The 23345-nt window shown below is 69.6% G+C and carries 30 protein-coding genes and 1 pseudogene; 17 read left to right on the forward strand and 14 right to left on the reverse strand.

The annotated features are described in order from the left end of the window. Nucleotides 1–282, reverse strand: a pseudogene (locus ACZ6O2_RS10195) (hypothetical protein); the annotation flags it as partial. Nucleotides 283–374: 92 nt separating this feature from the next. Further along, the gene (locus ACZ6O2_RS10200) at nucleotides 375–941 is read right to left on the reverse strand and encodes a hypothetical protein (protein ID WP_350702068.1); all 567 of its coding nucleotides are present in this window, start codon (nucleotides 939–941) and stop codon (nucleotides 375–377) included. A gap of 590 nt (nucleotides 942–1531) precedes the next feature. Between ACZ6O2_RS10200 and ACZ6O2_RS10205 the strand changes: the two genes are divergently transcribed. Beyond that, on the forward strand, nucleotides 1532–2311 hold the full coding sequence (locus ACZ6O2_RS10205) for a prepilin peptidase (RefSeq protein ID WP_466022618.1): 780 nt from the start codon (nucleotides 1532–1534) through the stop codon (nucleotides 2309–2311). 17 nt (nucleotides 2312–2328) lie between these two features. Here ACZ6O2_RS10205 and ACZ6O2_RS10210 read toward each other — a convergent pair whose 3' ends face one another. Then, nucleotides 2329–2964, reverse strand: coding sequence for a phosphatase PAP2 family protein (locus ACZ6O2_RS10210; RefSeq protein ID WP_466022619.1), 636 nt, complete (start codon nucleotides 2962–2964; stop codon nucleotides 2329–2331). Between the two features lie 171 nt (nucleotides 2965–3135). Between ACZ6O2_RS10210 and ACZ6O2_RS10215 the strand changes: the two genes are divergently transcribed. Continuing rightward, nucleotides 3136–5541 carry a glycoside hydrolase family 65 protein gene (locus tag ACZ6O2_RS10215; protein WP_466022620.1) on the forward strand — a complete coding sequence of 802 codons (2406 nt, stop codon included), beginning with the start codon at nucleotides 3136–3138 and terminating at the stop codon, nucleotides 5539–5541. 51 nt (nucleotides 5542–5592) lie between these two features. Further along, nucleotides 5593–6084 (forward strand): GNAT family N-acetyltransferase, encoded by a 492-nt coding sequence (locus ACZ6O2_RS10220; RefSeq protein WP_466022621.1) that lies wholly within the window; start codon nucleotides 5593–5595, stop codon nucleotides 6082–6084. Here ACZ6O2_RS10220 and ACZ6O2_RS10225 read toward each other — a convergent pair. The 5 genes from ACZ6O2_RS10225 to ACZ6O2_RS10245 all read right to left on the reverse strand — a co-directional run bounded on the left by ACZ6O2_RS10225 (nucleotide 6028) and on the right by ACZ6O2_RS10245 (nucleotide 9126). Beyond that, nucleotides 6028–6534 (reverse strand): hypothetical protein, encoded by a 507-nt coding sequence (locus tag ACZ6O2_RS10225; RefSeq protein WP_466022622.1) that lies wholly within the window; start codon nucleotides 6532–6534, stop codon nucleotides 6028–6030. The genes ACZ6O2_RS10220 and ACZ6O2_RS10225 overlap by 57 nt on opposite strands. A 119-nt stretch (nucleotides 6535–6653) precedes the next feature. Further along, nucleotides 6654–7265, reverse strand: a complete 612-nt coding sequence (locus tag ACZ6O2_RS10230; RefSeq protein ID WP_466022623.1) for a hypothetical protein — start codon at nucleotides 7263–7265, stop codon at nucleotides 6654–6656. Nucleotides 7266–7387: 122 nt separating this feature from the next. Beyond that, complete coding sequence (locus ACZ6O2_RS10235) at nucleotides 7388–7912, reverse strand: hypothetical protein (RefSeq protein ID WP_466022624.1); 525 nt, start codon at nucleotides 7910–7912, stop codon at nucleotides 7388–7390. Nucleotides 7913–7992: 80 nt separating this feature from the next. Beyond that, nucleotides 7993–8502 carry a hypothetical protein gene (locus ACZ6O2_RS10240; RefSeq protein WP_466022625.1) on the reverse strand — a complete coding sequence of 170 codons (510 nt, stop codon included), beginning with the start codon at nucleotides 8500–8502 and terminating at the stop codon, nucleotides 7993–7995. A gap of 33 nt (nucleotides 8503–8535) precedes the next feature. Beyond that, entirely contained in the window at nucleotides 8536–9126 is a 591-nt protein-coding gene (locus ACZ6O2_RS10245) for a TetR/AcrR family transcriptional regulator (RefSeq protein ID WP_466022626.1), read from the reverse strand. Nucleotides 9127–9172: 46 nt separating this feature from the next. On the opposite strand from ACZ6O2_RS10245, the gene ACZ6O2_RS10250 reads away from it, so the two are divergent. After that, a complete protein-coding gene (locus ACZ6O2_RS10250; protein ID WP_466022627.1) occupies nucleotides 9173–9712 on the forward strand; it encodes an HXXEE domain-containing protein in 540 nt (179 codons plus the stop codon). 108 nt (nucleotides 9713–9820) lie between these two features. On the opposite strand, the gene ACZ6O2_RS10255 is transcribed toward ACZ6O2_RS10250, so the two are convergent. Further along, on the reverse strand, nucleotides 9821–10225 hold the full coding sequence (locus ACZ6O2_RS10255) for a hypothetical protein (RefSeq protein ID WP_466022628.1): 405 nt from the start codon (nucleotides 10223–10225) through the stop codon (nucleotides 9821–9823). A 113-nt stretch (nucleotides 10226–10338) separates the two neighbouring features. Here ACZ6O2_RS10255 and ACZ6O2_RS10260 point away from each other — a divergent pair, with 113 nt between their 5' ends. Next, nucleotides 10339–11037: a permease-like cell division protein FtsX gene (locus tag ACZ6O2_RS10260; protein WP_466022629.1), complete on the forward strand. Its 699-nt coding sequence runs from the start codon at nucleotides 10339–10341 to the stop codon at nucleotides 11035–11037. 30 nt (nucleotides 11038–11067) lie between these two features. On the opposite strand, the gene ACZ6O2_RS10265 is transcribed toward ACZ6O2_RS10260, so the two are convergent. Further along, nucleotides 11068–11331, reverse strand: a complete 264-nt coding sequence (locus ACZ6O2_RS10265) for a hypothetical protein (RefSeq protein ID WP_466022630.1) — start codon at nucleotides 11329–11331, stop codon at nucleotides 11068–11070. Beyond that, entirely contained in the window at nucleotides 11324–11866 is a 543-nt protein-coding gene (locus ACZ6O2_RS10270; protein WP_350702042.1) for an RNA polymerase sigma factor, read from the reverse strand. The genes ACZ6O2_RS10265 and ACZ6O2_RS10270 overlap by 8 nt, the downstream gene beginning before the upstream one ends. Before the next feature lie 883 nt (nucleotides 11867–12749). On the opposite strand from ACZ6O2_RS10270, the gene ACZ6O2_RS10275 reads away from it, so the two are divergent. Further along, the gene (locus ACZ6O2_RS10275; protein ID WP_350702041.1) at nucleotides 12750–13094 is read left to right on the forward strand and encodes a VOC family protein; all 345 of its coding nucleotides are present in this window, start codon (nucleotides 12750–12752) and stop codon (nucleotides 13092–13094) included. Nucleotides 13095–13186: 92 nt separating this feature from the next. On the opposite strand, the gene ACZ6O2_RS10280 is transcribed toward ACZ6O2_RS10275, so the two are convergent. Continuing rightward, complete coding sequence (locus ACZ6O2_RS10280) at nucleotides 13187–13531, reverse strand: hypothetical protein (RefSeq protein WP_466022631.1); 345 nt, start codon at nucleotides 13529–13531, stop codon at nucleotides 13187–13189. 494 nt (nucleotides 13532–14025) lie between these two features. Between ACZ6O2_RS10280 and ACZ6O2_RS10285 the strand changes: the two genes are divergently transcribed. The 5 genes from ACZ6O2_RS10285 (at nucleotide 14026) to ACZ6O2_RS10305 (ending at nucleotide 17745) form a co-directional block, all read left to right on the forward strand. Beyond that, nucleotides 14026–14376 (forward strand): hypothetical protein, encoded by a 351-nt coding sequence (locus tag ACZ6O2_RS10285; RefSeq protein ID WP_466022632.1) that lies wholly within the window; start codon nucleotides 14026–14028, stop codon nucleotides 14374–14376. A gap of 53 nt (nucleotides 14377–14429) precedes the next feature. After that, nucleotides 14430–14822 (forward strand): helix-turn-helix domain-containing protein, encoded by a 393-nt coding sequence (locus tag ACZ6O2_RS10290; RefSeq protein ID WP_466022633.1) that lies wholly within the window; start codon nucleotides 14430–14432, stop codon nucleotides 14820–14822. Continuing rightward, on the forward strand, nucleotides 14819–15307 hold the full coding sequence (locus ACZ6O2_RS10295; protein WP_466022634.1) for a hypothetical protein: 489 nt from the start codon (nucleotides 14819–14821) through the stop codon (nucleotides 15305–15307). Before ACZ6O2_RS10290 ends, ACZ6O2_RS10295 begins: the two co-directional genes overlap by 4 nt. A gap of 533 nt (nucleotides 15308–15840) precedes the next feature. Beyond that, on the forward strand, nucleotides 15841–17088 hold the full coding sequence (locus tag ACZ6O2_RS10300; protein WP_466022635.1) for a hypothetical protein: 1248 nt from the start codon (nucleotides 15841–15843) through the stop codon (nucleotides 17086–17088). Nucleotides 17089–17190: 102 nt separating this feature from the next. Continuing rightward, nucleotides 17191–17745, forward strand: coding sequence for an HD domain-containing protein (locus tag ACZ6O2_RS10305; protein WP_466022636.1), 555 nt, complete (start codon nucleotides 17191–17193; stop codon nucleotides 17743–17745). Here ACZ6O2_RS10305 and ACZ6O2_RS10310 read toward each other — a convergent pair. Then, the gene (locus tag ACZ6O2_RS10310; protein ID WP_466022637.1) at nucleotides 17733–18203 is read right to left on the reverse strand and encodes an NUDIX hydrolase; all 471 of its coding nucleotides are present in this window, start codon (nucleotides 18201–18203) and stop codon (nucleotides 17733–17735) included. The genes ACZ6O2_RS10305 and ACZ6O2_RS10310 overlap by 13 nt on opposite strands. A 26-nt stretch (nucleotides 18204–18229) precedes the next feature. Then, nucleotides 18230–18979 (reverse strand): helix-turn-helix domain-containing protein, encoded by a 750-nt coding sequence (locus ACZ6O2_RS10315; RefSeq protein WP_466022638.1) that lies wholly within the window; start codon nucleotides 18977–18979, stop codon nucleotides 18230–18232. A 197-nt stretch (nucleotides 18980–19176) separates the two neighbouring features. On the opposite strand from ACZ6O2_RS10315, the gene ACZ6O2_RS10320 reads away from it, so the two are divergent. The 6 genes from ACZ6O2_RS10320 (at nucleotide 19177) to ACZ6O2_RS10345 (ending at nucleotide 22676) form a co-directional block, all read left to right on the forward strand. Beyond that, on the forward strand, nucleotides 19177–19506 hold the full coding sequence (locus ACZ6O2_RS10320) for a hypothetical protein (protein ID WP_393105810.1): 330 nt from the start codon (nucleotides 19177–19179) through the stop codon (nucleotides 19504–19506). 125 nt (nucleotides 19507–19631) lie between these two features. Further along, on the forward strand, nucleotides 19632–20561 hold the full coding sequence (locus tag ACZ6O2_RS10325; protein ID WP_466022639.1) for a hypothetical protein: 930 nt from the start codon (nucleotides 19632–19634) through the stop codon (nucleotides 20559–20561). 114 nt (nucleotides 20562–20675) lie between these two features. Then, complete coding sequence (locus tag ACZ6O2_RS10330; RefSeq protein WP_466022640.1) at nucleotides 20676–21572, forward strand: FtsK/SpoIIIE domain-containing protein; 897 nt, start codon at nucleotides 20676–20678, stop codon at nucleotides 21570–21572. Next, nucleotides 21569–21757, forward strand: a complete 189-nt coding sequence (locus ACZ6O2_RS10335) for a hypothetical protein (RefSeq protein WP_466022641.1) — start codon at nucleotides 21569–21571, stop codon at nucleotides 21755–21757. The genes ACZ6O2_RS10330 and ACZ6O2_RS10335 overlap by 4 nt, the downstream gene beginning before the upstream one ends. An 89-nt stretch (nucleotides 21758–21846) precedes the next feature. Further along, nucleotides 21847–22380: a DUF6197 family protein gene (locus ACZ6O2_RS10340; RefSeq protein ID WP_466022659.1), complete on the forward strand. Its 534-nt coding sequence runs from the start codon at nucleotides 21847–21849 to the stop codon at nucleotides 22378–22380. Beyond that, nucleotides 22377–22676, forward strand: a complete 300-nt coding sequence (locus tag ACZ6O2_RS10345) for a hypothetical protein (RefSeq protein ID WP_466022642.1) — start codon at nucleotides 22377–22379, stop codon at nucleotides 22674–22676. The genes ACZ6O2_RS10340 and ACZ6O2_RS10345 overlap by 4 nt, the downstream gene beginning before the upstream one ends. Nucleotides 22677–23345: the final 669 nt, after the last annotated feature.

The raw sequence follows: 23345 nt of genomic DNA on the forward strand, positions 1-23345 counted from the left end.
GAGCACGTCGTCGTAGCACTTCACCGTGCGGCCGTTCCACTGGCACTTCCCGCCGCCGCCCCCGCCGCCCGAGTCGCCGCCCCCGCCGGTGTCCCCGCCGCCGGGGCCGCCCGGGGTGCCGGGGTCGTCGTCCCAGACGCTGCAGTCGCTCTGCCCGGGCGGGCACTCCGCGCCGGGGTCCGCGCGCCCCGCGGCGGGTGCGGACACGGCCGCCCCGAGCGCCAGCAGCAGCGCCAGGCCGGCACCGGCCAGCGCCCGGCGGGTCGCTCCGGCACGGGCCAGCGCCCGGCGGGTCGCCCCGGCCCCGGCGGTGCGGGTGCGGGTCGCCCCGGCCCTGCTCGACGCGACGGCCGGGGCGCCCCCTCCTCCCCAGGTCAGCACGGCAGGTCCTCGTGGGCGGCACCGGCGCTGATCAGCCAGCGGCCGTCCGGGTACCGGGTGGCGGTCGCCGTGGCCAGGTGCCGGGTCCCCCCGGTGCCGGGGACGACCCGCTTGTCCCTGGCGTAGACCAGGCGGTAGCCGGTCGCGTCCAGGCAGTCCTGGATCTCCACGGTGGGCGGGCTCGAATCCAGGCTCACCGACGTCACGGTGGGGTCGGAGACCAACGTGCCGGTACGCATCGCGCCGTGCTCCTTCGCCTCGCGGATGGACAGCCGGACCCGCGTCAGCAGCGGGTCGGCGAGGAACCGCGACAGGTCCGGGTGGTGGGGGTCGCTGCGCCCGCTCGCCGTGCGGGACGCGGCGAGGTATCCGGCGTACGCGGCCAGGGCCGCCTTCCTGGCGGCCTGCTCGTCAACGCCCCGATGGGTCGGGGTCGGGGCGCCGTTGGCGGGAGCCGCCCGGGTGGTCGTCGCCGGGTCGGCGCCGCAGGCCGTGACCGCCGCGATCGCCGCGATGGCGAGCAGGCGGGCCGTCGACCGGCCGAGCTGCCGTCCGCGCACGTCGTGCCTCCTCGGTGGCCGTCCGGAGGTCGGTGCACCGGCCTCCGGGCATGCGGCGGCGTGGCCGAATGGGGCCATCCGGACCTGTCGGAAAGCGTCGTCGCATTCGCCGTTATGGATATCTACAAATGCAAGCCCTGGGTCGTCCCGTCGTTTCGTCGCGGGGTTGCACCGCACCCAAGGGGCGAGCATAGGCTGACGTCCGCCGATGCGACAGAGGCAATTCAGATGACTACCATGAGTGATGACAGGTGGTGGCGAGGGGTGACTGCGGGCGGTGCGATCGAGTCGGGCTGCGGGGTTCCGCAGGGCGGCTGGAAAAGTCGACGCGGCGGGAGTCCGTCCGGTGAACGAGTGGGCGTCGTGGTCGCCGGGGGCTGTCCCGGACGCGGCGTCTGGTCCGATCCGTCCCCCGCCCTGAGGTATCAAAATTCCATTCGTATGGGATTCCCGCTCATGTGGTCGCGCTATTTCCGCGCGCATTTCCGCGATTCCGGCGGGAGGGGCGCAGGCCGTCGCGCCCGTTACCGGCCGGCCGGGTCGTCACTACCCTCCGTGTCGCGCCCCGGCGTCCGGCGGGAGGGCCGTCCATGGCGCTGACCGAACCGCCGGTGCGGGCGGAGCCCGCCGGGCCGCCGCCGGTCGCCTCCCCCGCCGCGCGGGCGCTGGCCGTCCTCGCCCTCGGCCCGGTGCTCCGCCTCGCCGCGATCCGGTACGCCGTACCGCCGGGGGTGGCCACCAGGACCGGGTGCGACGCCTGCGGCGCTCCGATCGGGCTGGCCCGGCCGTGGCCAGCGCTGGGCCCGACGGCCCGGTGCGGGCGGTGCCGGGATCGCGTCGGCCCGCCGCCCGGCGCGGTCGAACTCGCCGTGGCGGCGGCGCTCGGGGTGCTGCTGCTGGTCGGTCCGCCCGCCGCGGTGCTGGCCGCCACCGCCTGGTGGCTGGGCTGGGCGATCCCCCTCGTCTTCGTCGACGCGGCCGTGCACCGGCTGCCGGACCGGCTCACCTGGCCCGCCGCGGCAGGCACCTGGCTGCTGCTCGGCGTGGCCGCGCTCGCCGGGGCGGGGCCGGCGCCCTGGCTGCGGGCCACCGTGGCCGGGGCGGGGCTGGCGCTGTTCTTCGCCACCACCACGCTGCTGTTCGGCCGGCGCGGGTTCGGCCTCGGCGATGCCAAGCTGGCGCTCGGCGTCGGCGCCCTGCTGGGCTGGTACGGCTGGGCCCTCCCGGTGGTCGGGCTGGTGCTCGCCCTGCTGCTCTCCGGGCTGGTCGGTGTCGCGCTCCTGGTCACCCGCCGCGTCGGCTGGCGCAGCCACCTCCCCTTCGGCCCCTTCCTCGCCCTCGGCGCCGTCGCCGCGCTCCTCCTGGCCTGAGCCCGCCCGCCGCGTGGTCAGCGGCGAGCGGTCGGGGTGGGGTCCGGGACGGGGCGCTCGGCGTGGCGGGCGCGGCGTTGGAGCAGGCCGGCGGCGGGGCGGGCGAGCAGCGGCGTGAGCAGCGCGGTGACGAGGGCGCCGAGCAGGACGCCGACGACCACGTCGTGCGGGTAGTGCACGCCGACGAAGGTGCGGGAGAACGCGGCCAGCGCCGCCACCGGCACCGCGACCAGCCCGACCCGGCGGGACAGCAGCAGCGTCGCCACCGCCAGCCCGCCCGCGATCGTCGAGTGGTTGCTGGGGAAGGACCAGTCGCCCGTCGGCGGGCAGTGCCCCGCGATGATGGCCAGTTCGGTCGCCACCGCCCGGCAGGGGCGCTCCTGGTCCACCACCACCTTCAACGCCTCGCTGCACCCGTACGCGAGCACCACCGCCACCGGCGTCACCAGGGCGTACGCGCGGGAGCGCGGGCCGCCGCCGAGGCGCGACACGGCCCCCACCAGCCACAGTGCCCCGAGCAGCAGGATCGCGGCCTCGGTGAAGTGCCCGGCGAACCACTGCACCGGTTGCGGGGTGTCGGCGGCGAAGTCGACGATGTCCCTGTACCACTCGGCGCTGATCTCCGGCACATCCGTCGTGCCCGCATCAACCATGACTCACCTCACCAATCGTTCATACCGCGTTTACCTCACGGACAACCCTGGAACACCTGGAAGCCGGACGCAGTGTGCGTTGGTCAGGCCGAGACCCTGACTTTCGTCTCAGCGATCTCTCAGCCCGGTCTGCCACGGTCGACCCGGTACGTCGGACTCCCTGGAGGCGCTGTGCACGACACCCCGACCGCCGATCGGCCGCCGACCGCGCCCGGGGCCGGGGACGACGAGGCCTGGCGGATCCGGCGTACGGAGGCGGACCTCGACCGGCTCGCCGAGACGGAGTCGATCTTCGCGCTGGGCAACGGCTGGGTCGGCTGGCGCGGCAACCTGGACGAGGGCGCCCCGTACGGCATGCCCGGCAGCTACCTGAACGGCTTCCACGAGCGGCGCGAGCTGACCTACCCCGAGGACGGGTACGCCTTCCCGCAGCTCAGCGACACGGTGATCAGCGCGCCGAACGCCGCCCTGATCCGCCTCTGGGTCGACGGCGAGCCGCTGGACGTGCGCACCGGCACCCTGCGCACCCACGAGCGGGTGCTCGACCTGCGCGCCGGGGTGGTCGAGCGGCACACCGAGTGGGTCTCGCCGGCCGGGCACGGCGTACGCGTCCGCAGCACCCGGCTCGTCTCGCTGCCCCGCCGCCCGGTGGCCGCCGTCCGGTGGAGCGTCGAGCCGCTGGGCGGGACGGTCGACGTGCGGGTCTGCGCCGACCTGCTCGCCAACGAGCGGGTGCCGGAGCGCTCCGACGACCCCCGCGCCGCCTCGGTGATCCATGACCCGCTGACCGCCGAGTACCGCCACTCCAACGGGCACGACGGCGTCCTCGTGCACCGCACCGAGCGCAGCGGGCAGCGGGTAGCCGTCGCCGTCGCGCACGAGGTGCGGGCCCCGGCCGGCTTCGCCCCCGCCGTCGACTGCGCGCCGGACCGGCTGCGCCTCACCCTGACCGGGACGCTGCGCGCCGGCGAGCGGCTGGAGCTGACGAAGTTCGCCGCGTACGAGTGCGCCACGGTGGACGCGACGCCGCCGCAGGGGCTGGCCCGCCTGGTCGCCGAGGAGGCCGGGGCAGCCCGCGCGGCGGGCTTCGACGTGCTGCTCGCCGCCCAGCGCGCGGCCCTGGACGCCGCCTGGCAGACGGCCGACGTGCTGCTCGACGGCGACGCCGAACTCCAGCAGGCCATCCGGTTCGCCGTGTTCCACCTCATCCAGGCGGGCCGGCCGGACGGCGACCGGACCATCCCCGCCAAGGGCCTGACCGGCAACGGCTACGACGGGCACGTGCTCTGGGACACCGAGGGCTACGTGCTGCCGGTGTTGACGTACCTCGCCCCCGAGGTGGCCCGGTCGGCGCTGCGCTGGCGGCACGCCCACCTGCCCGAGGCCCGCGAACGCGCGGCGGAGCTGCGGCTGGCCGGGGCGACCTTCCCGTGGCGCACCATCGGCGGCCGGGAGTGCTCCGGCTACTGGCCGGCCGGCACCGCCGGGCTGCACGTCAACGCCGACATCGCCGACGCGGTGCTGCGCTACGTCGCCGCCACCGGCGACCACGAATTCCTCGCCGGGGTCGGGCTGGAGCTGCTGGTCGAGACGGCCCGGCTGTGGCACGGCTTCGGCCACTGGTCCGACGCGGGCACCTTCCACCTGCGGGGGGTGACCGGCCCGGACGAGTACTCCGCCCTGATGGACGACAACCTCTTCACCAACCTGATGGCCCGCCGCAACCTGCGCGGCGCCGCCGACGCCGCCGAGCGGCACCCCGAGGCGGCGGCCCGGCTCCGCGTCGACCCGGCCGAGGTGGCCGGCTGGCGGGCCGCCGCCGACGCGGTCTTCGTCGCGTACGACGGCAAGCGCGGGGTGCACCAGCAGGCGGCCGGCTTCACCGCGCAGCCGGAGTGGGACTTCGCGAACGCCTCCGACGACGACTACCCGCTGCTGCTGCACTTCCCCTACCTGGAGCTGTACCGCAAGCAGGTGGTCAAGCAGGCCGACCTCGTGCTCGCCATGCAGCGGTGCCCGGGGGAGTTCACGGCCGACGAGAAGGCGCGCAACGTCGCCTACTACGAGGCGCGGACCGTCCGGGACTCGTCGCTGTCGGCCTCCCCGCAGGCGGTGCTCGCCGCCGAGGTCGGGCACCTCGACCTGGCGTACGACCTGTTCGCCGAGTCGGTGCTCCAGGACCTGGCGGACCTGGGCGACAAGACCGGCGACGGGCTGCACCTGGCGTCGCTGGCCGGGGCGTGGCTGGCGCTGGTGCAGGGCTTCGGCGGGCTGCGCGACGACCGGGGGGTGCTCTCCTTCGACCCCCGGCTGCCGGCACGGATCGACCGGCTCGGCTTCTGCCTGCGCTGGCACGGCCACCGGCTGCGGGTCACCCTGACCCGGGACGAGGCCCGCTACGAGCTGCCCGACGCCGACCCGGCGACCGGCATCGAGGTGTGGCACCACGGCGAGCCGCTCCGGGTCACCGGCGCCGGGCCCGTGGCACGGCCGATGCCTGCCGTCCCCGACCCCGGCCCCGAGCCGCCCTCCCCGCCCGGCCGCCGCCCCACCCGCCGCTCCGCCGGCGACCGCTGACGCCGCGATATCCCGGGGCGGGCGCGGGCCGCGGTTGGCTAGGGTGGCGCGGTGCCCGACCTCCAGCGGCTCGCCGCCCACCACGCCGTCGCGCTGCTGCGCTTCGAACGCGAGAACCGGGAGTGGTTCGCCCGGTCGGTGCCGGACCGCGGCGACGCGTACTTCGCCGACTTCGACGCGCGGCACGCGGGGCTGCTCGCCGAGCAGGAGACCGGCGCGTGCCACTTCCACGTCCTGGTCGACGCCGACGGGGCGGTGCTGGGCCGGTTCAACCTGGTCGACGTCGCCGACGGCGAGGCCGAGCTGGGCTACCGGGTGGCCGAGCGGGCCGCCGGGCGCGGGGTGGCGACCGACGGCGTCCGCCGCGTGGCCGCGCTGGCACGTGCGGCGTACGGGCTGTGCCGGCTGAGGGCCAGGACGACCCTGGACAACGCCGGCTCGCTCGCGGTGCTGCGGCGCACCGGCTTCACGCCGGTCGGCGAGATGTCACTCGACGGGCGTCCCGGCCTGCGGTTCGTCCGCGAGCTGACGGCCGACGACTGACGCGCCGGTCATCCGCTCCCGGACGGCCTCCAGCGCCTCGAAGGCGTACGCCCAGTTGTGGCACTTGAAGCTGCGCAGCCCCTCGATCGGGGTGCGGCAGTCGGCGCAGCGCACCCCGGCGATCGCGTCCGGGACCTCGGTGTTGACGTACCTGCGGTCGCCGAGGATGACCGTCGCGATCATCATCCGGTCGTGCACGCCGGAGAGGGCGGAGGAGACGATGTCGTACCAGGTGACCCGCCGCCCGCACTTGGGGCAGTCCGGCTCGTCGCCGCTGACCCACAGCGGGGCGCCGATGCTGCGCAGCGGCATGCCGAGCAGCTTCTCGATGCGCCGCACGTCCGACTCCGGGGTCGTCCACCGGTGCGCGCCGGGCAGCGACGCGGGCGAGTCGTAGACGGCACGGAACAGGACCGGGTCGACCTCCACGGTCTCGCGCTGACGGGTCATCGGCGTGCCTCCTCACGGTCGGTGCCCCCACCGTCGTCGCAGGTGGGGGCGGCTCAACCGGATCAACGACACGGCGGGCCGCCGGATCGCGTCGTGGCCGACGACATCCGCCGGCCGGCTCAGCTCTCCGGCGGTGGCGGCAGTTCGGCGTGCCGCACCCGGTAGCCGCCCTCGGTCACCGGGGCGAAGGGAGCGGGCGCCATGCAGGTGCCCACGCTGCCCTCCCGCCACTGCCCGTCCGGGCCCTGGTCGGCGTTGACCACCGCCCAGGAGAAGCCGACGCGGTCGCGGCCCGGCCCGTCGTACACGCTGAAGCCCAGCCGCCGCCCGACGAGGTCGGCCACCGGCGCGTCGGCCTCGGTGACCACGGCGGTGAGGGTCGCGGTCCGCGCGGCCGTGACCAGGCAGTCGACCCGGGCCGCGAAGCGGACGGTGGAGCCGTCCGCCGCGACCCGGTGGGCGACGTGGACGGTCCCGGTCGCGTCGGTGGGCAGGCCCTGGGGCGCCCCCGGCAAAGGTCGGGTGTACGGGGTGGCGCGCGCGTCGAAGCTGAAGCTGCGCACGTCCTGGTCCGGCGCGAACGTCAGCCGGATCTCGCCGCTGCCGGTCACGTGCGCGATCCCGGCGGGCTCCCGGTCCGCCGTCGCCGAGGCGGTGGCGCCCGACGCGCCGGCCAGGGCCACGCCGACCACGACGGCCGCCGCGCCCAGCCCACGGAGTGTCGTCCTCATCGATCCTCCCGAAAACGGTGGCGACCCCTCGTCGCCCTCGCCCTCCAGGCTTCCGGCCGGCCGCCGGCCACACCTCCCGCGACGGCGTGAGTCCCCTCCTTCCCACGGGGGACGCCCCGCCGTCAGCGGTCGTTCAGCATGAGCAGCACCGTCTCGTGCTCGACGTCGAGGAACGCCACCCGCCCGCGCGTGGCGGGCGGGGCCTCGTCGTACGACCGGCTGTGCAGCCAGCGGGCCCCGGCCGGGACGTGCGGCCGGAGGTCGGGCCACACGTCGGCGGGCGTCCTGCCCTGGTCGTGCTGGGCCGGGTCGTCGGCCGCGACGGGCGCGAAGTCGTACTGCTTCGCCAGTTCTCGGGCGTCCTGCGGATGGAGTCTGACGACGGCCTGGTACGCCCAGTCCGTCGGACCCGGGACCCGGGAACACGGCTCGCCCAACGCGCGAGCCTGCCAGTGGATCTCGGGATAGTCCCCGAGACCCGGCAACTCCTCCGGCGGGTCCCAACGGTCCACCCGGACCTTGGCCTCCGCCTCGTCCACCGACTCCTGGCACCCCCGCGCCTCGCGCGCCGCCGCGCCGCCGCAGCCGGCGACCAGCCCGATCGCCGTGACGATGGTGGCGGCCCGTGCCAGCGTCCCCGTCCTCATGGCGAGGACAGTAGACGGTCGCCGCTCACCCCTCACCGGGCCGGCGCGGCTCGGGACCTACGCCCAGATCGCCGTGCCGGTCAGCCTTCGTAGAGCGGGTAGTCCCTGGTGCTCGGCTTCGTGTCGTCCACACCGACAGCCCGCAGGTCGGCCGTGTCGAACGTCAGCTCCGCGCGGTCGCCGAGCATCACCGCGACGAGTGCGTCGAGCATCTCCAGGTGGGTCTCGCGCGACTCGGCGGTGAGGGCGTCGATGCGCTGGCTGGCCGCCATGACGCGCTCGCCCTCCGCCCCCGCCTCCTCGACCTTCCGGATCAGGAGGCCCGCCTCCAGGAAATCGGACCACGGAGTGCGCAGCGCGAAGAACGAGGCGGCCGTCGAGGAGAACAACATGAACAGCACCCGGTGGGTGAACGTGTCGACGCCGTCCCGGTGCAGCCGCAGCCCGAAGAGCTGCTGGAGCCCGTCGAGCATCGCCGCGTAGTGCGCCTTCAGCGCCGCGTTGTAGGCCGACGATTCGGCGTAGTAGCCACCGAACCTGTTGCCCTGTGCGGCAAGGTAGACGCGGACGAGGTCGCGCCGGTCGTACATGCAGCCCTCCTGCGATGATCCACAACGTTCGGTTCAGGCGTCGACGGCGGTGCCGGCCCGGCCGGTCAGAGCCTTCCAGGCGGTGTCGGCGAGTGCGCGGACGTCGGTGTCCGTCAGGGTGCCCTCGACCAGCCACCGGTAGACGAGCGGGCCGGCGAGGAGATCGCGCGCGGTGGCCGGCGAGGTGTCGGACGGAAGGTCGCCACGGGCGATGCCGCGCTCGACGACGTCGGTGATGGTGTTGAGGCGGGGACGCAGGTACCGCTCCCGCAGTGGTGCGGCGAGGTCGTCGCGCCCGATGCTGTCGGCGAGTACGCCGAGGATGACCGGCGCCAGGCCGGCGAGCCGGTCGACGAGGCCGCGTGCCAGGTGGTGCAGGTCGGTGCGGGTGTCGCCGGTGTCCGGGGCGGGCGCGACGGGCACCGCTTCGGCCAGGGCGTCGACGACCAGACTGGCCTTGTCGGGCCAGCGGCGGTAGACGGTCGGCCTGGTCACGCCCGCCCGGGTGGCCACCTTCTCGATGGAGAGGGCGCGGTAGCCGCCGTCGCGGAGCAGGTCCAGGGTGGCGTGCAGGATCGCCGCGTCGGTCTCCGGCCGCCGGGGCCGACCTCGCTCGTTGGCCACGTCACATCCTCTATAATTTACGAACTGTATCGTAAATTATAGGCCCATGACTTCGCGGAAGGACGGAGCCCTCCCCGCGGCGGCCACCTGGGGGCTGCTGGCGGCCTGGGCGATCCACGACGCCGAGGAACTCGCCACGATGGGCGCCTGGCTCGACCGCGCCCGGCCACGGCTGCGGGCCCGCTTCCCGCAGGTGCCCGAGCGGGTGTGGGACCAGCTCCGGGTCAGCCCGGCGCAGGCACGCATCGCCATCGGCGCGATGGGCGTCGTGATGGCCGCCGCGGCGGCCCGGGGCGCTCGCACCGGCGGGCGCAGCGGCTTCTACCAGTCGGCCCTGGTCGGCTTCGGCCTGCACGCGGGCGGGCACGTCGCCCAGGCCGTGGTCACCCGCGGATACACCCCCGGCGTGGTGACCGCGCCGCTGGTCGTCGCCCCGTTCTCGCTGTGGGCCTGGCGGCGTCTGCGGGCGGCCGGCGTACCCCAGGCCGGTGGCGGTGCCACAGCGAGCGCGGCCCTGCTGCTGCCGCTCGTCGCCGGCGCCTGTCACGCCGTGGCCCGCATCCTGGCACCGGAGCGGCCACGCTGACGGGCGTGCCGGCAGAATCGATCGGCGGCGGCGGCACCGCCGCCAGCAACCCGGCGACCCTGGCACCACGCCGGGCGGGGGCCGGCACCCGCACAGCCAGGATCAGCGCTAGCGATCTGGCAGGAACTGTGCCGCCCACATCGCCTTCGCCCGAACTCTCGGATCCGCACTCAGCTGGGTGAGGATGTGCCGGGCTCGCACAGGGGCACCTTCGACGAGGTCCAGGATTTCGGCGGACAACCCGTCCTGGTCGTCCCCCAGGTCCCGAGCCGCCGCTTGAAGCAGCACCGGCAACGACTCCACTCCCGCGATGCGGGCCAACGCGGTGGCGATGGCGTCGCGGGCGAAGAAGTTGCCCTCGCCGAGGTAACGGTCGAGTTGGGCCTCCAGGGCCGGCAGCAGTGCCGCATCGCGGCTGGCCACGAGGTCGTCGACGATGTCGTACACCTCGGTGCCGTCGTCGTCCTCTTCCGGCTCATCGATTCGCCGGACGAGAGCATCCACGCTTGCCATGCAGGAAGCCTAGGGCCCTGGCGAACGCGGGAACCGACGTGACCGCCCGGCAAGCCGTTCCGGCCAAGACCTTGGGGCCATTCGATGCCCCGCGCCCACCTACGATCTGACCCATGCGTCGCGTCGCGCCGGTATTGGCTCTCTTGCTCCTGGCCGCTTTGTCCGCTTGCACCTCCGAGCCGAAGGACGCCGGGCACACGACGTTGACCGTCCTGCTGGACCGCGACGTGACGGCAGCGCAAAAAAGTGCGGTGGAGCAGCGGCTACGCGCGATGCCGAGCGTCGAGGGCGTCGCCTTCGAGACCCGCGAGCAGGCCTACGAGAAACTGCGGAAGGACTCGCCGGACCTGGTGGCGGATCTGGATCCGGAGAACATGCCGGAGTCCCTTCACGCGACTGTCACCGACGCGTCGGTCGCCGAGGCGGTCGATCTGGTGATGGGTACGGTCGACGGCGTCGAGTGGGTTGGGCTCAGGATCGCCGATGCTGATCCCCTGCCGTCGCGGATCGGGGCGATCGTCCGGCTGGAACCGACGGCTACGGAAAAGCAGCGAGCCGCCGTAGAGGAGGCCGTCCGGGCGCTGCCCCGCGCGGAGTCGGTCGAGTTCGAGGAGCGCGACGCCGCCTACGAGCGGCTACGCAAGCAGTGCCAAGGCAAGGGCGACCTTGCCGCGCAATTCGACTCGCAGGTGGCGCGCGCTTCGCTGCGGCTCCAGCTTCCCTTGAACGGCAAGGGTGGGACCGGGCTACCCGAGATCGAACGCCTCGATGGCGTCGAGGCGATTCGCCTGGTGCCCGTGGCGATGCTCTGAGTGGCGCCGCCGGAGCGGCCAACGGGGTCCCTACGCCGTCCTCCTCCGCAGCTCGCAGCGACCGTCGGTGCAGGAGCGCTCCAGGCGCCCCGACGAAAGCGTCTGCACGAGGCCGACCGCCCAGCACATCGGACAGCCCCGGAGTGCGAGCAGGCCGACGGGGAAGAGCAGCAGGCTAACCGGGCCGACGACTGGCAGGAGTGCGATCGAGCCGATCAGCCCGCCGAACCCGACCACGCCACGGGCGAGGTGCCGCGCCAGCGATTGACTGGCGAACGAGGGACCATCAGCCATCGATCATCCCTCCCTGCAGGGCGCGGTGCACCGAGGCGCGGGCGCGGTGCAGCCGGGACTTCATCGCGGCCGTGCTGAGGCCGAGCGCGTCGGCGACGGCCCGGCCCGGGAAGCCCTGGATGTCCCGCATGATCAGCACATGACGCTGGTCGGCGGGCAACGCGGCGATCGCCTCGGCGACGCGGCCGGCTTCGAGACGTTGCAGCACCTCGTCCTCGGCCGACGCCGCGGCGATGTCGGCCACTGGCGCAGGGCGATGGCCGACGAGCCGCAGCCGGCGCAGGCATTCGTTGCGTACGATCCGGAACATCCACGATGCCAGCGCCCCGGAGGCACGCAGCGTGCCAATCTTGCGGTAGAGGATGATCAACGCCTCCTGCGCCGCATCCTCGGCATCTTCGGGCGTGGCGCACAGCGTGTGCGCGAACCGCCGCACGCCCGGGTACGAGCCGGAGACCAGCGCGGTGACCGACGCGATGTCCCCGCGCTGGGCGGCGATAACCAACTGCTCGCTCGGCCATGCGGTCTCAGCCACGGGAACGTCCCCTCCGTCGCAGCAGGAATACGGTGCACATGCAGACCACGAGGGCTCCGACCGCGATGGCACCCCACCATACGAGCTCCATGTCATCCTCCAGTTCTCCGCCGGCGCGTCTCGCCGGCACAGGTAAGAGGCGACGAGCCCGGCAGAGGATTCGGGTCCTGACCGACCAGTTGCAACGGCGCCCGCACTCGGCGAGAAAGCAGCCATTTGTACGAAGATTGTCCGGAATTCATCGGAGCCGGTCTCCTGCGGACGCCGGCTACCCGAGAGCCCACCGGGTGGCCTCACCTATGGGGGTTGTCGCGGATGACCAGCAGCGGTAGAAAGCCAGCAGTCCACACAGACGTGCACGATTGACGGTGGCTGCCTTCGTTTTCGCACCACATCAGGTCCCGCACTTCAATTCCCTTGTCGGCCAAAGGATGTCTCAGTGAGCGACACACCGCATCTCGGTCCAGTTCCCCAGCGCATTGCCGTATCCTCGCCGAGATCTTCTCTGAATACGCGGCCGGCGCCGTCACCGTGCCCCAGCCATGAATAGCCACCACGCCGGGCAAGCCCTCACCGAGCCATGATCACAATCCCCGGCTGGCGCACCAGGCGTATGTCAGCAGCTCCCCGCACTGACCGCTGCGTCGGGCGCGCTACGGGCGCGGCTGACTCAAGGGCCTAAGATCGTGCCCTTGGAGAGTCGCGGAGCCGTCAGCGTGGTACCCTGCGGCGCGCTGAATTGCTCGACTCGGGTCGATGCAAGTTCCATTGCAGCGACATGCCGCCCGTGCGTGAGATCAGGGGGCGATGGCCACACAGTGGCGGGGAAGCAGAAGATCAAAACCATCTAGTACTTCGTTGAGTTACCGGAGGTCAGACAGCCATGCAGATCTACTACCTCGAAATCGTGACCAAGGAAGTCGACGTGGTGTGTGCCACCTACGCAGCAGCGAATGGGGTGCAGTTCGGCGAGCCGGATTCCGGGCTCGGCAACGCGCGGACGGCCGAAATGCCGGGAGGCGGGCTGGTGGGGGTGCGGGCGCCGTTGCGCGAGACCGAAGAGCCGGTGGTGCGGCCCTACTGGCTGGTAGATGACATCGAAGCGGCCGTCGCAGCGGTAGCGGAGGCCGGCGGCGAGATAGCCGTGGAGCCGCTGGAGATCCCCGGGCATGGCACCTTCGCCATCTACGTTCAAGGCGGCAACGACCACGGCTTCTGGCAGCTGTAGACCATCAGCCGAGACGCGCCTGTCAAGGATCACCTGAGACACGGCGCGGCCCGGTCCGCCGCATTACCGTTCGGGGCGCTCGGCCAGTCGGGCTAGCGTGACCAGGATCGGGGCCAGGCTTCCACGCGCGTGACTATTCGCTGGAGGCTTGCCTCGAAGGCAGCGTCGTCAAGATCGTCCTCTCGGCGACGGGACCACAACTCATTCAGTTCGTCTTCAATGGCACCCAGCTCGATGAGGCGATCGGCGGATGCAAGCGCCCTTCGGCGCAACTCGGCCGGGCTTCCGGAACTGGTGGTCATCTTGTCCGCGAGGACGGCGAGTGTGCAGCGCGCCTCAGCGGCGATGCCGCGCCCGGCGGCCTCCACGGCGCGCAGGGTCCCCTCCGGGCCCTGGACGATCTCGGTGAACAAGGCGAGCAGCCGCGAGTTGCGCACGAGTGGTCCGTCCGTCATCGTCCGGCCTTTCGCTGTTCCATCACTGCCGCCGCTTCAGCCGAGTCCAGGATTCAGGAAGCTACCCGCTTGGCAGCCGACCTGCTGCTGCACTTCGCTGCTGTACCGGCCCCGATCCTGGCAGCAGCGAAACCCGGTCAGGGCCGTTGACCTGCGGAAAGTGGGCCGCCAGGGACTCGAACCCTGAATCCCACTCACTTGGCAGAGATCATCTCGATTTGGGCTGATCGGTCAATGGGCCTGGGTAAACTCTTCCATTGTCTTACAGCGGTTGACGGCTCTTGTTGGCCTCAGTTGTGCCCAGGTTGTGCCCGACGATCTTGGGTGGCCCGGTGCCGGTCGTCCATCCGGGCCGCCCTCTAGCCGTCCAGCGGTTGGACTCTTGGCATCCCATCGATCAAGATGTCAGTTATGTCTTGCAGAAGGTCCACTTCGGGGTCTCTGGTCGGAACGGCTCGATCACAGGGCCTCGGCGCATGAGCCGACGGTGGGACTTCTACGAGGCCGCCGGCGGGGGTGATCCAGTCCGCAGAGAGATCCTTAAGTCCAGGCTTACGACGGCCGAAGCCGCAAAGCTACAAACGATCATGGACAGGGTCGCGGAAGGGCGCACCCGGCCCGGCGACGTCAAGCCGCTGCGGGACGGCGTGCTAGAGGTGCGTGTGCGGGTGGGCCAACGCCGACTCAGACTGGCCTACGGTGAGTGTGAAGACGGGCTCGTCCTCCTGGCGCTTCACTTCTTCCAGAAGCAGCGACAGAACGAGAGTCACCACGTCGAGGTCGCCGTAGATCGTTTCCGTGACTGGAAGTCACGACACGACAGGTAGTGCCATTATCGCCTATAGGCGATACGCTGGCGGCAACCAAGGGGAGATAGGACATGGGACACGAACTTTTCGATCTTCTCGGCCTAGAACCGGACAATCCTCGCGTTCAGCTTGCTCGGGAGGACGCCAGGGACGCCGAACGCCTGATCGACACGCTCGTCGGTCTCAGAGTTCGTCAAGGTCTCACTCAGGCGGAGGTGGCATCTGAGATGGAGACAACTCAATCTGCCGTCTCAAAGTTCGAACGATCCGGGGGAGATCCCAGGCTTTCCACCGTTCAGCGCTACGCGAGGGCAACGGGCGCACGAGTTCGACTCATGGTGGAAGTTTCTCGCCCCGCCGCGTCTTGGAATGCGAGCTATCATGTGCCCGCATCTCTCGATAGTGAAATCGACGAAGCCGATAGCCCGACCGAACTGTGCCCAGTAATTGAATTGGCGTCATGACTTCCAAAACTGTTGCCAATGTGGCCGAACTCGCGTCTCTGCTCAACCTCAAGGGCGTGCGCGTGTATGAAGTTTCGGCACGGAGGCGCGATGGGTTCGACCTAGAAGAAGTTCCTGTTGACTCAGGTGCTTCGGACCTGAAGGTCCAGCAAGCAGTGACGGCCGATGAGCTCATCTTCCGCTCCCGAATCGAGATAGCCACCAAACGAGCGATAATATGGGCTGATGTCGCGGCCATATTCGAGACGGCTGAGGCAATAGTCGAGCCAGCTGAGGAGATCCTCGAAAACTTCGCTCACGAAGTTGGTCTACCAACCACAATGCCTTACCTGCGGGTGTACGTGCAGCAGGCGGCGAGACTTATTGGCGTGCCGGCTCCGCTACTCAAGCACTATTGGGGCGATGAGTTGAGGGGACTAGAACTTCGCCGCCATGAGCACGGAGAAAGTGATAGCCCCGAGCATCCGGAGTCTCCGAACGCCTGAGGACTTTCGGACGAGACCCCCGCACCCCACCTGCCTTAGCCATCCCGTCGGCCTTCGTCCGCACACCGTGGAGTGGGTGGGGCCTGCTCGGTCAAGGTGGAGCACACCACCGTCTGAACGACCTTGACCGGGCAGGCCCCACCCACTCGGCTTTGCCCGGACGGAGGCTGTCGGGATGGCGCCAACCATCCCGGAGTGCCCGAGAACCCCGCCGGAGGCACTGCCTGTGTCTCGACCAACTGAAGCCCCGGATCTGCCATCTACCACGGCGGCCCGGGGCTTCGTCGTATGTCGCGCCGCCGGCGGGCTGCAACCGTCGCGCTGGCGGCCGAAGGCCAGAGGCGCGGCGGCGGGCCATCGGCCCGGCCCAGGTTCGGCGGCGCGAGCGGCCCGCGACGCGGGCCGCCTTGATCCCGTACAGAAAGTTCTCACACCACATGCGTTGCCTCCTTGCCCTGAGACTGCATCGAAGCTCTTGCACCGATGACTAGACTGAATCGCTTGCCGTTCGTGCGGGCTGCGGAAGGGGCTACATGATCACCAGGTTCAAGCTGAAGTGCAGCGGGTGCGAACAAAGCTTCATCCTTCGCCTAGAGATCACACCTACCGTGCTCACGCGCATTTTGTTCCAGTGCCCGTTGTGCTCCTATGGCATCAGGGGCAGCTTTCAGGGACGTGAACTTGACAAAGCCACGGTTCAATTCGATGACGCCTCTATCGAGCCCGAACCTGTTGAGGAAATTCCTGACGACGCTGCGGTCTTCACCGCAGGGACGGTGTCGCCCCTGGCTCCTGCGGCACGTTCGCTCGGCGACTTCGGCGGGGGTCCTAACATAACTTTCGGCCGGCTTGTAGGGGACAACTTGTGGGCTAATAGATTCCATGAGCGCCTACACGGGCAGGCGGACCTGTGGCGACAGTACGAGCGGTTTCTTCACTATTATCTCAACCAGCAATGGGATCTCTTCCACAAGAAGGGCGCGGAGCTTCACCGAGGGTGGGTCAAACCTAAGAACTCACAAGAGCGACACATTGCCGCTTTGTGGCCAGCGCAAAACCTGCTACTTCCTTTAATTCCGGGGCACGGCGGGAGGGAACTAATAAGGGATTTCGTAGCTTCGGTTCCGGCGGCTGTGCACAATACAGATTTCACAAGTTGGGCAGCAAGGGCAGAGAAGTCGGGGACGCTAGGCGGGATTCATAAGCGGCTCTTCGTTCAACTCCAGTCGTTTGTGCGCGCATGGGAGAGCTGGGCACCCGGATTTATCGTCAGGGCCACGGAGCCCGCCATGGCGCAGCACCTAGAGGAGTTGCGAGTCGTCAGGGACGATTTCCATACCCTCAGAGATCTCTATGTTCAGGTGTACGAAACGTGCTTTCAAGCGCTGCCTTACGCGATCGCAGTGATGAACGCGGCCGCGAGAGGAAACCCGGACTCATTCTGCGTGGTGCCGGAAATCATCCTGAAGAGCAACGCAAAGGCGAAGAGCCCGAAATCGCTCGATGATTTTGCCGACCTACCGAATGCCACTAAGATTCACTGGTTCCAGGATTGGCCGTCGTGGATTTCTCAACTACCCAATCTCCTGGATAAGCGAATTCGTAACGCAGTGGGACATGCCAGCGCAAGTTACGACTTGGCAGACGCTGTAGTAGCCGGCGACGACTTCCGTATTAGCTATCTAAATTTCGCGGCGTCCACCCTTGATCTGGGACACCCCCTCCTTGTCCTCCTTCAGGTCATCAAGTCTGTAAGGCTTATCGCTGCGGACGCGCGTTGAGCGGGAAGGATTGCCAAAGACAAGCGAGGTGACAAAGTGCAATTCTGCGAAGACGGCGGGGCACTGGTGACAGGGCACGCCTAACGGCCGTAGGATGACGACGTGAAGGAGATCGCCAAACGGGCTGCTCAGGTGAGCGCGGAGCACCTTAGCAGCGTCCTGCCACGTCGCTGGAGTCATGTGCAAGCGGTGGCAGCGAAAGCGCAGCGCCTCGGACCGCTAGTAGGCGATGATGCCGGCGTGCTTACTGCCGCTGCATGGCTGCACGATATAGGCTATTCGCCAGATATCGTGGATACCGGGTTCCACGCTCTAGATGGTGCCCGCTGGCTACTGAGGGAAGGTTTTTCCCTGCGCCTCGCTGCGCTTGTTGCTCACCATTCGTGCGCCTCCTACGAGGCCGATGAACGCGACCTCGGAGAGGTGCTGGCCTTGGAATTTCCCCGAGAGGAATCTCCGACGTCCGATGCACTTTGGTATGCCGACATGACAACGGGTCCGGATGGCCAGGACTTCACGGTCGTTGACCGACTCGCCGAAATCCGCCAGCGCTACGGACCGGACGATCTAGTGACTCGCTTTTGGCAGAAGGCTGAGCCCGTATTGATGGAAGCGGTACATCGGACTCAGGCACGCATCGCGGCTCATCCGATGTAGGGCTCTCTCCGTTGCTCAAAACCGTGGTCGATGCGGAGTCGCATCGACGGATGAATTGACAGGTTGTCAAGTTCGCCCAACGCGACCCACCGCACAGCCGAGGACTCTTCGCTTGTAGTAGGAACGCCGCCGATATACCGGGCTCGGAAGCAGATCGAGAACTGCTGCCGCACCTCGCCGTCGCTGTACTCCACGACATGGTTAGGGTTGGTGTAGATCCCGATCACCCCGATCACCTCAACTTCGACGCCGGCCTCTTCGCGCGTCTCCCGTACGGCCGTCTCAGCGATGTACTCGCCGAAGTCCTGGGCGCCGCCGGGTAGCGCCCACAGGGCGTTGTCGGTGCGCTGAATGAGCAGTACCCGTCCCTGGTCGTCTTGGACGAAGACGGTTACTGCGACGACGATGCTGTTCGGCTTCGGGGCTTTGGGGTTGTTGAAATGCTCGATCCGGGCCATGGCCCTAGCCTCTCACCGCCGACGGCTCAGTGCTCTGGCCAGACGGCCCGCTTCTTCCCGAGGACTCTGTTGAAGCTGGCGACGTAGCTGTCAAACAAGTCTCCGCCGCCGAGCCGGCGGACGTGCAGCACGGGGGCGTACGCGGCCGGCGTGCCGTAGAGGTGGGTGTTGACCAAAATCTCGTCGTCGAAGCGGTAGATGGAGTTGTACAGGATCGTGTCGTGGTAGTAGATCCCGACGTTGGGCAGGTCCCGCAGGTCCGTGTAGAAGGCCAGGGCGTTCAGGATCTTGCTGGACATGGCGTGACCGATGCCTTCGTCGTCGCCGCGCTCGGCAATGTTCTTGCCCTCCGGGTCGCCGAATAGCAGCTCGACCTGGACCCCGGCCAGCGCCTTCTCGCGCAGCGTCGGCACCCATCGGTGGTTGAACTCGGGCAGGAACAGCCCGCCGTAGACCAGGACGCCGACCTGGCGGGTGGCCTTCTCCAGCAGCTGTTGCCAGAGGTCGGTCGGCACGGCTCCGCGGCGCGGGTAGATGTGGACGACTTCGGACTGGCTGACCTGGACCGCTCGCTGCGTGGGTAGCGCGTCCGGCCAGAGGTACGACTCGCTCTCATCCAGGAGCTCGGCGATGGAGTGGCGGTAGCGCGGGTACGGGTTGCGGCTCTGGGTGATCCACCGTTCGACGGTCTTCGGATCGACGCCGAGTTTGTCTGCGAGCGTGGCCGGCGTCAGGCCCTTCTTGAGCATCCCGCTGCGTAGGCGGTCGTTCGGCATCTCGGCTCCTGCTCGTTGGACGGCGGGACGACTTAGAGGGACGACTAACCCTAGCAAGGACGTCCCTAGTCGTCCATATCTCGTGGTGAACTCGTCACTACTGATCGACGCACCCTGATTCCACAAGAGCTGCCGTCCAGAGAGGACGCACTTGGCCCACCGATGCGGGCTCAGCTCACGAGATGAAGGAGTCAGTCATGGGACGTCTGCTGCTGGACACCTCGCGGGTGTCGTACGAGGTGTCGGTGAACCCGGTGCCGAAGCTGGACCAAAACGGTCAGCAGAAGTTCGATCGGGAGACGAAAAACCCGATGTGGACGGTGCACCTGTACGCGCTGTCGGAGGGCAGTGCGGAGGTCATCAACGTGACGGTGGTCAACCCGGTGATGCCGCCGGTGACCGTTCGTCAGCCGGTGGTTCCGGTGGACCTGGAGGCGCTGCCCTGGGTCAACGACCGGGACGGCAAGGTCCGTTCGGGTGTGGCGTTCCGGGCCTCGGCCCTGACGCCGCTGGACACCGCCGCCTAGCGGCGGGCGTGTCGATCGGCTCCACAGAAGCGAAGTGGTGGACACGGGGTCGCCGTTGATTGGCGTCGTCTGCGACCCCGCGTCCTGTCCCAACAAATCCGGTCCCTACCTAGGGAGGACTTGTCGTGTCCAAGTCTAGTTCGCGGTCCCCGTTCGGCTGGTCGAACCGTGGGGGCAACGCTGTCACTGTCATTGAGGCTCCGGTCGCCCGTTCTTATCGTCGTCGGGCCACCATCGCCTTCTGGGTCACCCTCGGCGTGGTCGGCCTCCTGGCCGCCACGGTGGCCTCGCACTACATGCACCCCATCGTGGGTGCGCTGCTCGGTGGGTTCATCGGTGCCCTGTTCGGCGCGGTCGTGTTCGCGCTGATCGTGGCGTGGCCGGTCCTGCGGGTGTTCTGGCACTGGCTGACCGAGATCGTGCTCGGTCTGGTCGTCGTCTACGGCTGGATCGGCGTGATGCAGTCCACCCCGATGTGGGGGTCGCTGCTTGTCGTCGCCCTGGTCGTCGGCCTGCCGGCCGCGATCGGCCCGGTCCGCCGCCGCATCATGGCGTGGGTCTGGTGTCTGGTCGTGCGGCACCGGCTGCGGATGTGCTTCGCGGCGTTCATCGCCACCAACCGTGCCGGTTCGCTGCCGCTGATCCTGCCCGCCCGGCCGACCCCGGCCGGTGAACGGGTGTGGGTGTGGTTGCGTCCCGGCCTCTCGCTCCGCGACTTGGAGCAGGAGGGGCAGGTGCAGAAGCTCGCCGTGGCGTGCTGGGCGAACGAGGTCCGTGTCATGCGCGCCTCCCGCAAGTACGCGGCGCTAATCCGCGTGGACATCACCCGCCGAGAGCCGCTGGCGGGCAAGGTTCTGTCTCCGCTGCCGGACTACGTCCCCGCCGACGTGCCGGCCAACGCTCCTACCTCACCGGGCATGCCACCTGTCGGCCTGGACCTGCCCGACGTGCCGGACGAGCCGGTCACTGCACCGGCCGACGCCCCCCGGCCGCGCAAGCCGCGCAACCCCACCACCGCGAGCCCGAACGGGTTCGACCCTTCCGACTACGCCTGACCGACCGGGACGGCGCGGACCGAGTACCCGCCACGGGTCCAGCGTCCGCGCCTCTCCCATCCTCCCCCGCCCGCTTGACACCTACGTGTCAACCAACCCCGTTGGGAGCCCGTCATGGACCTCACCGACACCATCGAACTGCCCGCCCACACCGACCCGGCCACGGTGCCGGTCGCCTCTGTCTTGTCCATCTTCGATCCGGTGTTCCTCGGCATCGATGAGTTCGGGCAGGCCGTGTACCTGCCGATGATCTACCGGAACATCCTGATCGGTGGTGAGCCCGGCGCGGGCAAGTCGTCGCTGTTGAACACGATCGTCGGCCACGCGGCCCTGTGCCCGGATGTGCGGCTGTGCCTGCTCGATGGCAAGCAGGTCGAGCTGGGTCTGTGGGAGGACGCCTGCGACGTGTTCGTCGGCCCTGACCTGAACCACGCGATCCGCACGCTGCGCCGGGTGCAGACGGTAATGGACAACCGGTACGCCTTCCTTAAGGCCCGGCGTCGCCGGAAGATCGGCCCGAACGACCTGTTCGGTCAGATCCTCGTCGCCTGCGACGAGATCGCCTACTTCTCCGCCACCGCCGGGGACAAGAAGGACCAGGAGCTGTTCGCCGCGCTGCTGCGCGACATCGTGGCCCGTGGCCGCGCGGTCGGCATCATCGTCGCCGCCGCCACGCAGCGGCCCTCGTCGGACATCATCCCGACCTCGCTGCGGGACCTTTTCGCCTGGCGCTTCGCGGGCCGCTGCACCACCGACGTGTCGTCGGACATCGTGCTCGGGCACGGCTGGGCCGCCCGCGGCTTCTCCTCCAACACCATCGATCCCAACAACCAGGGCGCCGGTTTCCTCATCGCTGAGGGCGGCATCCCGGCCCTGGTCAAGGCCGCCTACATGACCGACGCCGACATCATCCGGGTCGCGGACTACGCGGCCTGGACCCGCCGGCAAAGCGGCCTGGTCACCCCCGCCGAGCGGTACGCCACCGCCTACAAACCGAAGGCTGCGGCATGACCACCACCGCCACCCGATCGCGGGTCCTGGACCTGGTGCTCATCGGCACCGCCGAGGACATCGCCGCACTCACCGCCATCGCCCGCCAGACGGGCTCGCTCGTCTTCCGCTCCGCACCCACCGCCGCCGGCCCGAACGACGACCGGCAGCGGGTGTTCCTCCGGCTCCACCTGCACCACCGATAGAGGAACGGCCGACAGACCGGGACCAGCCCTAGGAAAGCGAACCCGGCCCGTCGGCCACCAACCACCGCCCACGAAAGGACGTGGCCGCCATGAACCCTACCCAAAATCAGCCCGACACCTGCGGCGCGCTGGCCGACCTGACTCCGGCCGTCATCTTGCGCTGCGCCGCCCGCTACCTGGAACTGCACGGCTGGACGCAGCGCGTCTACTTCGACCGCACCACTGAGGCGTGGTTCCCGCCCGCCTGCGTCACTGGCGCTCTCGGCATGGCTGTCTACGGCAACTGCCTGCCGATCCTGCTCAACGAGCCGGCGGCCCCGGGTGCCCGCCAGTACGACCTGGCCATGCGGTACCTGGCCGACTACCTCTGGCGCGACGGCCGCACGCCCGAGCACGACTACTACAGCGCGCTCTGCTGCTCCGACCGCGAAATCGTCCAGGACTGGAACGACGACGCTACCCAAACCCTGACCGATGTCCTCGACGTCCTCCGCGCCGTTGCCGACGACTACGACTGGACGCACGCCACCGAGGACGACCTTGAAACCTACGCCGATGCCTGCGTGTGGTCGGAAAAGCGCCCAACCCGTGAGGGCTTCCTCGCCTGGCTCGGTGCCCGATGAGCGCCCGCCTCGACCGCCGGCTTCTCGCCGCTGGCCTGGGCGTGACCGTCGCCCAGCTCGTGAGCATCTGGGCCGACCACATGCCGGCCCGTCTTCCCGTACCAGTGGCCTGTCCCGGTTGCGGCCACCCCTACAGCGAGAAGGCACCGCTGTGCCCGACCGCCGCCGTCGTGCGGCCTATGCTGCGCCGCCGCCGCGAGGTCCCGGGTGCGATCGACGCCCTGACCCCGAACCAGCTCGCCGACCTGACCGGCAACCGGCTGTCCACCGCGCTTCCCGCCGAGGTGACCCGATGACCACCGCTGTCCAGATCACCGACGTGACACGTACGTGTCAAAACCCCGCGTCCACCGCCGCGCTCATCGGCGCGCTGGAATCCGCCTGGGCCGCGATCCGCGACCGGCACCCCGAAATCCCGGCCGCCGTCCTCGTGGTCGGCTCCGGCTCTCCCACCAAGCCCAACCAGGGCATGAAGTGGGGCCACTTCGCCGCCCTGCGCTGGCAGGCCGGCGACAACCAACTCCCCGAAGTTCTCATCTCCGGCGAGGGCCTGTCCCGCGAACCGGAGGCCGTGTTCACCACGCTCCTGCACGAAGCAACCCACGCCCTCGCTGACGCCCGAGGCGTCCAGGACACCTCACGGCAGGGCCGCTGGCACAACAAGAAGTTCGCCACCCTCGCCGCCGAACTCGGCATGTCCACCACCAAGGACGACAAGCTCGGCTACTCGCCCTGCACCCTGACCGACCTCACCCGCGCCCGCTACCGCTCGGTCATCGCTGACCTCTCCGACGCGCTGCGCTTCTACCGCCACCCCGAACCGACCGGGGAAGCCAAGACCCGCACGAACAACAACAACGGCGTCTCGTGCGAATGCGAGTGCCCCCGCAAGCTCCGCATCTCCAAGACGGCCTTCGAGGAAGGCCCGATCGTCTGCGCCGTCTGCTCGGCGGCCTTCCTGCCCG

This window comes from Micromonospora sp. NPDC048040, assembly GCF_055587185.1.

Coding starts and splice junctions, on each gene's coding strand:
- ACZ6O2_RS10260 (WP_466022629.1), top strand. CDS start 10,339: ATGCGTCGCGTCGCGCCGGTATTGGCTCTCTTGCTCCTGGCCGCTTTG.
- ACZ6O2_RS10250 (WP_466022627.1), top strand. CDS start 9,173: ATGACTTCGCGGAAGGACGGAGCCCTCCCCGCGGCGGCCACCTGGGGG.
- ACZ6O2_RS10295 (WP_466022634.1), top strand. CDS start 14,819: ATGACTTCCAAAACTGTTGCCAATGTGGCCGAACTCGCGTCTCTGCTC.
- ACZ6O2_RS10300 (WP_466022635.1), top strand. CDS start 15,841: ATGATCACCAGGTTCAAGCTGAAGTGCAGCGGGTGCGAACAAAGCTTC.
- ACZ6O2_RS10275 (WP_350702041.1), top strand. CDS start 12,750: ATGCAGATCTACTACCTCGAAATCGTGACCAAGGAAGTCGACGTGGTG.
- ACZ6O2_RS10265 (WP_466022630.1), bottom strand. CDS start 11,331: ATGGCTGATGGTCCCTCGTTCGCCAGTCAATCGCTGGCGCGGCACCTC.
- ACZ6O2_RS10210 (WP_466022619.1), bottom strand. CDS start 2,964: ATGGTTGATGCGGGCACGACGGATGTGCCGGAGATCAGCGCCGAGTGG.
- ACZ6O2_RS10205 (WP_466022618.1), top strand. CDS start 1,532: ATGGCGCTGACCGAACCGCCGGTGCGGGCGGAGCCCGCCGGGCCGCCG.
- ACZ6O2_RS10290 (WP_466022633.1), top strand. CDS start 14,430: ATGGGACACGAACTTTTCGATCTTCTCGGCCTAGAACCGGACAATCCT.
- ACZ6O2_RS10230 (WP_466022623.1), bottom strand. CDS start 7,265: ATGAGGACGACACTCCGTGGGCTGGGCGCGGCGGCCGTCGTGGTCGGC.
- ACZ6O2_RS10235 (WP_466022624.1), bottom strand. CDS start 7,912: ATGAGGACGGGGACGCTGGCACGGGCCGCCACCATCGTCACGGCGATC.
- ACZ6O2_RS10255 (WP_466022628.1), bottom strand. CDS start 10,225: ATGGCAAGCGTGGATGCTCTCGTCCGGCGAATCGATGAGCCGGAAGAG.
- ACZ6O2_RS10340 (WP_466022659.1), top strand. CDS start 21,847: ATGAACCCTACCCAAAATCAGCCCGACACCTGCGGCGCGCTGGCCGAC.
- ACZ6O2_RS10225 (WP_466022622.1), bottom strand. CDS start 6,534: ATGACCCGTCAGCGCGAGACCGTGGAGGTCGACCCGGTCCTGTTCCGT.
- ACZ6O2_RS10330 (WP_466022640.1), top strand. CDS start 20,676: ATGGACCTCACCGACACCATCGAACTGCCCGCCCACACCGACCCGGCC.
- ACZ6O2_RS10335 (WP_466022641.1), top strand. CDS start 21,569: ATGACCACCACCGCCACCCGATCGCGGGTCCTGGACCTGGTGCTCATC.
- ACZ6O2_RS10285 (WP_466022632.1), top strand. CDS start 14,026: ATGAGCCGACGGTGGGACTTCTACGAGGCCGCCGGCGGGGGTGATCCA.
- ACZ6O2_RS10315 (WP_466022638.1), bottom strand. CDS start 18,979: ATGCCGAACGACCGCCTACGCAGCGGGATGCTCAAGAAGGGCCTGACG.
- ACZ6O2_RS10240 (WP_466022625.1), bottom strand. CDS start 8,502: ATGTACGACCGGCGCGACCTCGTCCGCGTCTACCTTGCCGCACAGGGC.
- ACZ6O2_RS10310 (WP_466022637.1), bottom strand. CDS start 18,203: ATGGCCCGGATCGAGCATTTCAACAACCCCAAAGCCCCGAAGCCGAAC.
- ACZ6O2_RS10345 (WP_466022642.1), top strand. CDS start 22,377: ATGAGCGCCCGCCTCGACCGCCGGCTTCTCGCCGCTGGCCTGGGCGTG.
- ACZ6O2_RS10320 (WP_393105810.1), top strand. CDS start 19,177: ATGGGACGTCTGCTGCTGGACACCTCGCGGGTGTCGTACGAGGTGTCG.